General features: G+C 69.9%; 10 protein-coding genes and 2 pseudogenes. 8 read left to right on the forward strand and 4 right to left on the reverse strand.

Going from position 1 to position 10,665, the window contains the following annotated elements:
* Window positions 1–63: 63 nt before the first annotated feature.
* On the forward strand, window positions 64–702 hold the full coding sequence (locus KBI5_RS20165; protein WP_023841934.1) for a DUF6365 family protein: 639 nt from the start codon (window positions 64–66) through the stop codon (window positions 700–702).
* Between the two features lie 81 nt (window positions 703–783).
* Here KBI5_RS20165 and KBI5_RS20170 read toward each other — a convergent pair whose 3' ends face one another.
* The 3 genes from KBI5_RS20170 to KBI5_RS20180 form a co-directional block, all read right to left on the reverse strand.
* Window positions 784–1,422: a DsbA family oxidoreductase gene (locus tag KBI5_RS20170; protein WP_085016132.1), complete on the reverse strand. Its 639-nt coding sequence runs from the start codon at window positions 1,420–1,422 to the stop codon at window positions 784–786.
* 5 nt (window positions 1,423–1,427) lie between these two features.
* On the reverse strand, window positions 1,428–2,342 hold the full coding sequence (locus KBI5_RS20175; protein WP_085016128.1) for an NADP-dependent oxidoreductase: 915 nt from the start codon (window positions 2,340–2,342) through the stop codon (window positions 1,428–1,430).
* A gap of 68 nt (window positions 2,343–2,410) precedes the next feature.
* Window positions 2,411–2,860 (reverse strand): nuclear transport factor 2 family protein, encoded by a 450-nt coding sequence (locus KBI5_RS20180; RefSeq protein WP_011438471.1) that lies wholly within the window; start codon window positions 2,858–2,860, stop codon window positions 2,411–2,413.
* Between the two features lie 192 nt (window positions 2,861–3,052).
* Between KBI5_RS20180 and KBI5_RS20185 the strand changes: the two are divergent.
* The 7 genes and pseudogenes from KBI5_RS20185 (at window position 3,053) to KBI5_RS20215 (ending at window position 9,756) form a co-directional block, all read left to right on the forward strand.
* Window positions 3,053–3,842 (forward strand): annotated as a pseudogene (locus KBI5_RS20185) (SDR family NAD(P)-dependent oxidoreductase).
* A gap of 29 nt (window positions 3,843–3,871) precedes the next feature.
* The gene (locus KBI5_RS20190) at window positions 3,872–5,017 is read left to right on the forward strand and encodes an acyl-CoA dehydrogenase family protein (RefSeq protein ID WP_011438469.1); all 1,146 of its coding nucleotides are present in this window, start codon (window positions 3,872–3,874) and stop codon (window positions 5,015–5,017) included.
* Window positions 5,018–5,040: 23 nt separating this feature from the next.
* A complete protein-coding gene (locus KBI5_RS20195) occupies window positions 5,041–6,315 on the forward strand; it encodes a beta-ketoacyl-[acyl-carrier-protein] synthase family protein (RefSeq protein ID WP_085016129.1) in 1,275 nt (424 codons plus the stop codon).
* Window positions 6,312–7,514: a ketosynthase chain-length factor gene (locus tag KBI5_RS20200; RefSeq protein ID WP_085016130.1), complete on the forward strand. Its 1,203-nt coding sequence runs from the start codon at window positions 6,312–6,314 to the stop codon at window positions 7,512–7,514. Before KBI5_RS20195 ends, KBI5_RS20200 begins: the two co-directional genes overlap by 4 nt.
* 75 nt (window positions 7,515–7,589) lie before the next feature.
* Entirely contained in the window at window positions 7,590–7,853 is a 264-nt protein-coding gene (locus KBI5_RS20205) for an acyl carrier protein (RefSeq protein ID WP_011438466.1), read from the forward strand.
* Window positions 7,854–7,867: 14 nt separating this feature from the next.
* Window positions 7,868–8,827 carry an aromatase/cyclase gene (locus tag KBI5_RS20210; protein ID WP_011438465.1) on the forward strand — a complete coding sequence of 320 codons (960 nt, stop codon included), beginning with the start codon at window positions 7,868–7,870 and terminating at the stop codon, window positions 8,825–8,827.
* A complete protein-coding gene (locus KBI5_RS20215) occupies window positions 8,824–9,756 on the forward strand; it encodes an MBL fold metallo-hydrolase (RefSeq protein WP_085016131.1) in 933 nt (310 codons plus the stop codon). The genes KBI5_RS20210 and KBI5_RS20215 overlap by 4 nt, the downstream gene beginning before the upstream one ends.
* 91 nt (window positions 9,757–9,847) lie before the next feature.
* Here KBI5_RS20215 and KBI5_RS20220 read toward each other — a convergent pair.
* Window positions 9,848–10,372: pseudogene (locus KBI5_RS20220) on the reverse strand (IS6 family transposase); the annotation flags it as partial.
* Window positions 10,373–10,665: the final 293 nt, after the last annotated feature.

Raw genomic sequence — 10,665 nt, forward strand, 5'->3', positions numbered from 1 at the left:
CGACGCATCACTCGATCATGACCGGACGGCGGCCGTGGGACAACGGACTCCGCCGATGCAACAGTGCCCCGGGAACTGGCGGCGCGTATCCCGGAACTGGTGCTGCACTACCTCACCCGGCTGCCGGCCACCACCGAGTTCCTCGTCGCCGGCCCGGACTTCGGAGCCTTCGGCCGCCTTCCGGAGGGCCGGCTGCACCGGCGGCCCCGCTACGGCGCGCGGGAGTACCTCGACCTGCTCGGCGCCGCGGACGCCGTTCTGGCGCTCTCGCTGCCGTCGTTTGCCCTGGAACGGGCGGTGTGGACCGATGTGCCCGGGGTGGCCGTCGTCAACGGTTTCGACTTGGCGGACGACAACGGCGTCGAACGTCTGCACGCTGCGATCGGGGAGCCCAGCCCCGCCGTACGCTCGTGGCTGGACGCCTATCCCGGGCCCCTGCCGTCGTACCAAACCTGGCCGATGCGGTGGAACGATCTCGTCCGGCCGACGTGGAGCGGCAACCCGTTCGCGGCTACGATGGTCCACGAGGAAATCCTCGACGAGGAGTCCGTCAGCACGGCTTTGGAGGCCGTGTTGTACGACGAGTCGGTTCGTACGGAGCTCGCCGAAGCGCGGGCCGGATACCGCCGTGCCCTGGCAGCGTTGCCGGCTACCATCGAGGCGTTCCACCAGGTGGCGAGCGTGCACGGCCTCACGTTCTGACCGGTCCGGGAGTACCGCCGGAAGCGGCACCCGAGGGCGGGGCATCGCCCATCGGCGATGCCCCGCCCGGCGGTGGATCGGTCACCGGACGCTGGAGGCCGCTGCGGCACGGTCCAACTCGGCGCGGACCATCTCCGGCGGCTGCATGCCCGAGAACGGCCGGCCGCCGTCGACGACGAGCGTCGGCACGCCGCTCACCCGCAACTCGGCGGCGCGGCGCTGATCGGCGATGACGGCGTCGGCGTAGCGGTCACCGGCGAGCACCGCGCCCGTCTCCTCCTCGGGCAGGCCCACCTCGTGCGCCAACTCCAGCAGGACGAGGTGGTCGGCGACGTTCCGCCCCTCCGCCTGGTAGGCCCGCAGCAGCGCCTCGACGAGCGCATCGGCCCGCTCATGGTCGGCCGCGAAATGGGTCAGCCGATGCGCGTCGAAAGTGTTGACGGGACGCGCTTTGTCGAGGTCGATAGCCAAGCCCAGGTCCGTGCCGAGCTGCTCGATCAGGGCCAGCCGCGCGGGCAGCTGGTCCGGTGCGGTCCATGTGGCCATCGCCTCGGCGGCGGTCGGGCCAGGGATGCGCCCCTCGTCCGGTGACAACTGATAGCTGCGCCACCGCAGTCGAACCTCGTCGCGGCCGGGAAAATCCGTCAGGACCCGCCGCAGCCGGTGCTTACCGATGTAGCACCAGGGGCACAGCACGTCGTAGAAGACCTCGATCAGCACGCCGCTCACCCCCGGAGCAGGACGGCGGTCTTGCCGCGGGCATGGCCGGTGTCGATCCGACGGTGCGCGTCGGCGATCCGGTCCAGTGGGAAGACCTCCGACACGGTCAGCGTCAGTCGCCCGGCGCGGTACAGGTCGGTGATCGCCCGTAGCCGCTGACCCGAGCGCTGGCTGCGCAGGAATCGTACGCCGAGCTCGTCCGCCCGGGCGAAATCCACCAGGGTGCCGATCCGGCTCCGGTCGGCGACCACCTCGAGGCAGGCATCCAGGGCCGCGCCGCCCGCGGCGTCCAGGGCGACGTCGACACCACCGGGTGCCAGGGCTCGCACGCGGTCGACCAGTCCGTCGCCGTAGGTGGTCGGTGTGGCCCCCAGCGAGCGCAGGTAGTCCTGGTTCGCCGGGCCGGCCGTTCCGATCACCGTCGCGCCCGCGGCCAGGGCCAGCTGCACCGCGACCGTTCCGACGCCGCCGGAGGCGCCGTGGATCAGCAGAGTGTCGCCGACGCTGACCTTCAGTTCGTCCAGCGCGGTGTGTGCGGTCTGCGCCGACGCCGACAGGGTGCCCGCCTGCGGCCAGGTCATCCCGGACGGCTTGGAGACGACCTGCTCTGGAAGGACGACGACGTACTCGGCGCAGCTGGCGAGCATGGCCCAGCCGAGCACCTCGTCGCCGATCCGGAAGTCTGTGACGCCGGTGCCGATCTCGTCGACGACACCGGCGAAGTCGTTGCCGACTATCTGCGGGAACCGCAGGGTCTGCCCCGGCGGTGTCCAGCCGGACCGTACCGACGAGTCGTACGCTTGCACGCCCGCCGCCTCGACTCGGACCCGAACCTCTCCCGGCCCAGCTTCGGGTGTGGCAACCTCGACCACCTGTAGCACCTCCGGACCACCGAAGGTGTAGAATGCCGCGGCCCGCATGGATCTCCTCTCCGGATGTTCCGACGCCGGCCCATCAGGGCCGGGGACGTCAGAAACAGCCTGCAATCTCAAGTGCGCTTGAGGTCAAGCAGGTAGTCGTGCTCGACCCGCCGGGACCGGTTGAGTAGCCCCCCGTCCGCGCGGATCAGCACGTCGTGGACAACGCAACTGGGCGCGATCTCGGGCTGGCGCTCACCGGGACGGCTGGTCACCACGAGCACGTAGAAGGTGGACCGCAGGCTCCCGTCCGGGGCCTCGATCAGGTGGATCATGTTGAACCAGTGGCGGCGCTGCACCGGCTCGGTGGCGAAACGCTCCTCGTGGAAAGCCCGCAGCTCGCGTGCGATGCCGTCCCGGGTGTGGGCCGCGGGCCGCCCCGGCGTGTGGCTGAACTCGCCGTCCTCGGTGAAGGTGGCCGCGTACTCGTCGAAGCGGCAGGCATCGAGCGCGTGCATCTGCCGGGCGTAGAACTGCTGGACCTGCGTGTAGACATCGGTGCTGATCGCGGTGGCGGACATTGGCTTCCTCTCCTGATGACCCGCGGCCGGGCCGCGGTCCGGGCTGCGGCGAAACTAATGCGAGTGGGTTGAGAGGCACTCGAAACGGCCGCCCGGCGGCCCATCCGGTGCTCCACGACGGCTCGACCGCGTTTCGAGAGGGCTGCCGCAATGTCGGGGTCGGCCGACCATGGCGGAGTCATCGGAGGAAACATGAGCCAGCAGAGCCAGCCGGTGGCATTGGTCACCGGTGCCACCAGCGGTATCGGACTGGAGATTGCCACCCGGCTCGCGCGTCGCGGCGCCCGGGTGTACCTCTGCGCGCGATCGGCTGACAATGTGGCCGCGACGGTGAAGTCACTACAGGAACAGAACCTCGCCGTGGACGGCCGGGCCTGCGACGTCACGGACGGGACGCAGGTCACCGATCTGATCTGCGCGGTCGTCGACCGGTTCGGGCCGCTGGACATTCTGGTCAACAATGCCGGACGCAGCGGCGGCGGCGTCACCGCGGAGATCGCCGACGAGCTGTGGCTTGACGTCATCAACACCAACCTCAACAGCGTCTTCATCGTCACCCGGGAAGCGCTGCGCGCCGGTGGCCTGGCCGGCCGGGCGGGCGGGCGGGCGAATCATCAACATCGCCTCCACAGGGGGCAAGCAGGGAGTGCAGAACGGCGCACCATATTCGGCCGCGAAGCACGGTGTGGTGGGCCTGACCAAGGCATGGGGCCTGGAACTGGCCAAGACCGGCGTCACCATGAACGCGGTCTGCCCCGGCTTCGTCGAGACGCCCATGGCACAGACCGTCCGTGGGACCTACGCCAAGCTCTGGGGCGTCACCGAGGCCGAGGCGCACGACCGGGTGACCGCGCGTGTCCCGATCGGCCGCTATGTCCGGCCGGACGAGGTCGCCGCGATGGTCGAGTACCTCGTCAGTGACGAGGCTGCCGCCGTGACCGCCCAGGCAATCAACGTCTGCGGCGGTCTCGGCAACTACTGAGGTCCAGTGCCGTACCACCGGAGGCAGACATGAAGCTGACCACGGCCGGTTCCACTCTGCAGGCGGCGGCGGAGGTGGCGGCGGTGTCGGCCGCCAAGCACGTGCGTGAGGCGGAGACCGACCGGCGACTCCCGCGTGCGTCGATCGACTCCGTGCTCGCCGCGGGGTTCGCCCGGCACTTCGTGCCCACGCGGTACGGGGGGGACAGTGGCACCTTCGGTGCTCTGCTGCCCGCCGTGGCCACCATCGGCGCGTCCTGCGCCTCGACGGCCTGGGTGGCGTCACTGATCGCCGCRGCCGCCCGGATGGCAGCCTATCTTCCGGAAGCGGGCCGCGCTGCCGTCTGGGCCGGCGGCCCGGACGCCTTGATCGTCGCGGGGCTGATGCCCGGGGGAGAGGCGGCTGCGGGGGGCGACTCGTGGCGGCTCAACGGGCAGTGGCCGTACGTGAGCGGCGTCGACCACTCGGACTGGGCCCTGGTGTGCGCCCGGGCGGTCCGTGACGGCCGGGACGAGTACCGGTTCTTCGCGGTGCCRCGGCCGGCGTACCGGATCGAACCGACGTGGTTCAACGTGGGCATGCGTGCCACCGGCAGCAACACGCTCGTTCTTGACGACGTGCGGGTTCCGGCGTCCCACTCGGTGTCCCTGCGGGTGCTCGCCGACGGGCCAGCTCCCGGGGAGGACGCGCCCTGCCATCAGGTACCGATGAAGGCGGCCAACGGCCTTACTCTCACCGGTCCACTGCTCGGGGCGGCCCGCGGCGCCCTGCACCGGTGGTGGTCGCTGATCGGACCGAAGTTGCAGCGGCCCGGCCCGGCCATATCCGGCCCGGTGGACCGGCTGGCGTACGACATGGTGCTGGCCCGTTCCGGCGGGGAGATCGACACGGCGGGCCTGCTCCTGGAACGGGTGGCGCAGGTGCTCGACGAGGGCGCGGTGACGCCCTACGAGGAGTCCCGTAACGGTCGGGACTGCGCGCTGGCCGCGGAGTATCTCTCCGCTGCGGTGGACCGGCTGATGCGTGGCTCGGGTAGCCGAGGGCAGGCCGACGGCGAGGATCTCGGACGGTTCTGGCGGGACGTCGTCTGCGGGGCGGGCCACAGCGGTCTCCAGTTCGCCGCGCGGGCGGGTGGCTTCGCCCGCCATGCGGCGGAGGCGGTGAACGACAGGTGACTACTCCACGGGGAAAGGAATTCATGAAACCGAACCGGCGCGTGGTGATCACCGGGATCGGAGTACGCGCACCCGGTGGCGGAGGAGCCAAGAACTTCTGGAACCTTCTGACGGCCGGCCGGACCGCGACCCGGCGGATTTCCTTCTTCGATGCGGGGCCGTTCCGCAGCCAGGTGGCCGGTGAGGTCGACTTCGATGCCCAGGCCGAAGGGCTGACCCCACGGCAGATCCGCCGGATGGACCGGGCGGCCCAGTTCGCGGTGGTCTGCACCCGCGACGCGGTCGAGGACAGCGGTCTGGAGCTGGACCGGGTGGAACCCCACCGGATCGGGGTGAGCCTCGGCAGCGCTGTCGCGGCGGCTACCTCTCTGGAAGCCGAGTACCTCGTGCTGTTCGACAGCGGCCGAACCCGCGAGATGGACACCCGGCACCTGACGCCGCACATGTTCGATCACATGGTGCCCAGCGTGATGGCGGCCGAGGTGGCCTGGACCGTCGGCGCGGAGGGCCCGGTCACCATGGTCTCCGACGGGTGCACCTCCGGATTGGACGCGATCGGCCACGCGCTGCACCTCATCGAGGACGGCGTAGTGGATGTGATGGCAGCGGGCGCGACAGACACTCCGATCTCACCCATCGTGCTGGCGTGCTTCGACGCCATCAAAGCCACCACGTCGTACAACGACGAACCGGCGACGGCCTCGCGCCCGTTCGACCKATCGCGCAACGGCTTTGTCCTCGCCGAGGGCTGCGCCATGTTCGTGCTCGAGGAGTACGAGCACGCCCGGCGTCGCAACGCCGAGATCTACGCTGAGGTCACCGGGTAYGCCACCCGGTTGAACGCCTTCCACATGACCGGTCTGAAGCCGGACGGCAGGGAGATGGCCGAGGYGATCCGCACCGCGCTCGCCCAGTCCCGGCTCGATCCGTCGGACGTGGACTACGTCAACGCGCACGGCTCGGGTACCAGACAGAACGATCTACACGAGACAGCGGCGGTCAAGGCCAGCCTCGGTGAGCACGCGCGTCGGGTGCCGATCAGCTCGATCAAGTCGATGGTGGGCCATTCCCTGGGCGCGATCGGGTCCATCGAGGTGGCCGCCTGCGCTCTCGCCTTGCGGTACAGCGTCATCCCCCCGACCGCGAACCTACGGCTGCCGGACCCCCAATGCGACCTAGACTACGTGCCGCGCGTGGCCCGGGAGGCCACCCTCGACACGGTGCTGACGATCGGCAGCGGGTTCGGCGGGTTTCAGAGCGCAATGGTGCTTCGTCAGCCCGGAGGACGGGCAGCATGACGCAGCGGGTCTTCGTCACCGGAGTCGGCGTGGTCGCGCCGACCGGGCTGGGTATCGCGGAGTACTGGGCGGCGACGCTAGCGGGGCGCTCCGGCATCTCGAGATTCKACGACCGGCATGTCGGGGCGCTCGCCGGCCGGATCACCGGCTTCGATGCCGCCCGGCACCTTCCGGGCCGGTTGCTGCCCCAGACCGACGTCTCTACCCGGCTGGCGCTCACCGCGGCCGACTGGGCAATCAACGACGCGGGTGTGCGCCCCGACGATCGGGACGAGTACGACATGGGCGTCATGACGTCGAATGCCTGCGGCGGCTTCGACTTCACCCACCGCGAGTTCGACAAGTTGTGGCACGACGGACCCCAGCACGTCAGCGTCTACGAGTCGTTCGCCTGGTTCTACGCCGTGACGACGGGACAGGTGTCCATTCGGCACGGCCTGCGCGGACCGGGCACGGCGCTCGTCGGCGAGCAGGCAGGCGGGCTGGACGCCATCGGCTACGCCCGCCGGGCGATCCGACGGGGCACGCCCCTGGTGATCTCCGGCGGCGTCGACTCCGCACTCGGCCCGTGGGGCCGGGGCGCGCATCTCTCCAGCGGCACGGTGAGCACCACGGATGATCCGGGGCAGGCGTATCTGCCGTTCGCCGCGGCGGCCTCCGGGCACGTCCCGGGTGAGGGCGGTGCGATCCTCGTCCTGGAGGGCGGCGAGAGCCTGGACGGGCGCGGGGACCGCTCCCGGTACGGCGAGATCGCCGGGTATGCGGCGACCTTCGACCCCGCCCCGGGGTCGGGCCGACCGCCGGGCTTGCGCAGGACCGCGGAACTGGCCCTCGAGGACGCCGGGGTCACGACCGCCGACGTGGGGGTCGTCTTCGCCGACGCCGCCGGCACCGCCGAGCTCGACCGTGCGGAGGCCGAGGCGGTGACCGGGCTGTTCGGCCCCTACGGGGTGCCCGTTACCGCCCCCAAGGCCGGGACCGGGCGGCTCTTCTCGGGCGGCGGCCCCCTCGACGTCGTCACCGCCTGTCTGGCCCTGCGCGAGGGCGTGATCCCGCCGACCCCACACGACGCGCAGGTCGCCGCTGGACATCGGATCGATCTCGTTCAGAACGCCCCGCGCGAGCGGAACATGACCGTCGCGCTGGTGCTGGCCCGTGGCCGGTGGGGCTTCAATTCCGCCGTCGTCGTCCGTGCCTGACCAGATCCTCGCGGACACCGGCACACGCCAGTCACCGATCAGGTCAAGCGCGCGCACTCTCACGAAGGGAAAGACATGTCTCTGATAACCCTCGAGGACCTGAAAAAGATTCTGGTCGAGAACTCCGGCGCCGACGACAGCGGAACCCTGGACGGCGACTTCGCCGTCCAGGAGTTCACCGAACTCGGCTACGACTCRCTCGCCCTGCTGGAGCTCGCCGCCGAGATCCAGCGCCGCTACGGCATCGTGTTGCCGGACGAGCAGGTCATGGAGCTGCGTACGCCGGAGGCCGTGCTCGCCGCCGTCAACAGCGCCGAGCGGCTGCGGCAGACGTCGTGAAGGGTGCGCCTACTGTGCCTACGAAGCACCGGACATCGCATCGAGAAGTGGTGGCGGCCCCGGCGGACCTGGTCTTCGAACTGCTCACCGAGGCTGAACGGTGGCCGGCGATCTTCGGTCCGAACATCTTCTTGCGCTACCTCGAGCGTACGGAGAGCGAGGAACACTTCCAGCTCTGGGCCCTGGTCGGCGGCGAGGTCAAGACGTGGACGTCGCGGCGTGAGGTCGACCGGCACCTGCGGACGATCGGCTTCCGCCARGAACGGAGCCAGCCACCGGTGGCGGCGATGAGCGGACGCTGGCAGGTCCTGCCCTTGCCCGGTGGCCGCACCGAGGTGATCCTGGACCACGAGTTCACCGCGGTGGACGACGACGCCGCTGCCGTCCAGTGGATCAGTGCGGCCCTGGAACGCAACAGCGTCGAAGAGTTGGCGGCGTTGCGCCGGGTGGCGGAGCTCGGTCATCCGGTCGCGGAAGTCGTCTTCACCTTCGAGGACACCGTCGAGCTCACCGGGTCGGCCGAGGAGGCGTACGACTTCATCGACCGGGCGGACCGCTGGCCGGATCAGCTCCCGCACGTTCGCCGTGTGGTGCTCACCGAGGAGATGCCGGGCATCCAACAGTTGGAGATGGACACGGTCAGCGGCGATGACGGGTCGACGCACACCACCCGGTCGGTGCGGGTGTGCCTGGCGAACGACAGAATCGCCTACAAGCAGACCCGGCCACCCTCGACGCTTCTCGGGCACAGCGGGGTGTGGATCTTCCATCGGGTGCCGGACGGGCCCGACTCGGTCACGGCGAGACACACCGTCGTGTTGGACCCGGACGCGCTGCGCACGGTGCTCGGCCCGAGCAGTTCTCTCGCCGAGGGACGCCGCTACCTCCGGGACGCGTTGGGGGCCAATAGCCGCCGGACGCTGGCCGGCGCGGCGGCGCCCGTATCCTCCACCGAGGAGCGGGAAGTCCGGTGACAGCGACTCGCGCCGCCGCCAGCGCGGTGGCGGCACGTATGACGGAGGTGGCGGACGGCGTGTTCGCCTATGTCCAGCCGGACGGAGGCTGGTGTCTCAACAACGCTGGCGTGGTGGTGGGTGACGACGGCATCCTGCTCGTCGACACCGCGGCCACCGAGCGGCGCGCGACCTTGCTGCGCACCGCAGTGGACGGCCTCAGTCGTGGCGGGGTGAAGTACTTGGTCAACACTCATTTCCATGGCGACCACACCTTCGGCAATCACCTTTTCGCCGACACGGCGACGATCATCGCCCAGCACGGCACCCGGGCCGAGATGGCGGAGACGGGGCTGGCACTGACCGGCCTCTGGCCGGAGGTGAATTGGGGCAATGTCGATCCGGTGCTACCGACGGTGACCTACCACGACGCACTGACGCTGCACCTGGGCCGTTGYCGGGCCGAGCTTTTCAACGTGGGGCCCGCGCACACCGGGCACGACACCGTGGTGTGGCTCCCCGGCGAGAAGGTGCTGTTCACCGGCGACGTGGTGCTGCCGGGGTGTACGCCCTTCCTGTTGATGGGCACGGTCGCGGGGTCGCTGACCGCTGTCCGCCGGATGCGCGAGACGGGTGCCCAAGTCGTGGTCGGCGGGCACGGAACGATCGCCGGCCCCGAGGYCTTCGACGAGACGGAGGCGTACCTACTGTGGCTGCGGGACGCCGCCGGAGACGCGATGCGTAAGGGGCTGACACCGATCCAGGCGGCCCGCCAATGCTCGGCAGGCCGATTCGCCGGCTGGAAGGACCCGGAGCGGCTGGTCCCCAACCTGCACCGCGCGATCGCCGAGCATCAGGGGGCACCGCCGGCAGCCGCGCTGCCGGTCGAGCCGCTCTTCGCGGAAATGGTGGAATTCAACGGTGGGCACCTCCCGGAGTGCCACGCCTGACCGGCGTGCCAGAAGGTCCTCGACCGACCGCAGCGGGTCTGTTGCATTGGGGGAAGGCAGGGCATGGTTGACCCTGCCGAACGGGTGATMAGATCGCGAGGGTGAGCTCGGTRAACGCGGCTGTCAGCCGTGCGTGCGRGTCRGTGTCGATCCCGAGTTCGTAGTGGCCGCGGCGGATGTTCTGGACGAAGGCATGCCCTGCGCTGATCGTCTGGACAGAGCGCAGCCGTTTCAGTCCGCGCATCGGGCGGAGCCTGGCTTTCAACCGGCTGTGATCGGATTCGATCCGGTTGTTCTCCCGCGCGGCATCCACGTGACAGGCCTCGGGTACCAGCTCGTCGAGGATCCGCGGGTAAACGGCGGCCTTGTCGGTGGTGACCTCGACCGGCCGGCGGCCGTGAGACAGCGCCGCGGTGAAGAACCGGCGTGCCGCAGCCTGGTCGCGTCGTGCGCTGGCGAGGACGTCGATGACCTGCCCGTGCTGGTCAACCGCCCTGTACAGGTACGTCCACCGGCCGGCGACCTTGACATACGTCTCGTCGACGAACCACCTGTCCCCGGGCAGGTGCCGGCACGGCCTCGCCGCGTCGACGAGCAGGGGCGTGAAGCGCTGCACGCAACAGGTTGGCGAACTTCACTTTTTGCGCGGCGGTGGACGAGGCAGAAGCGGCGCGGGTCGTCTAGGAACCGAAATTACACCGTGATGTCCGTCACTTCCAACACACGGAATCAGGTACGCAAGTAGTCGCAGCAACGCTTGACCTGCCCACACTCGGTTGCTTGCTACCGCAAGTAGTCCAGCTCTACCGACGTGGCCGTGCCGCTCGCCGCTTCGCGGGATGATCGATTAGTCGGCAGCGTCCGGCGGCCGGAGGTCCGTACGCGCACCCCTTCCGGGGCGGCTGGCCA

This window comes from Frankia sp. KB5 (genome assembly GCF_002099325.1).
GTDB lineage: Bacteria > Actinomycetota > Actinomycetes > Frankiales > Frankiaceae > Frankia > Frankia casuarinae.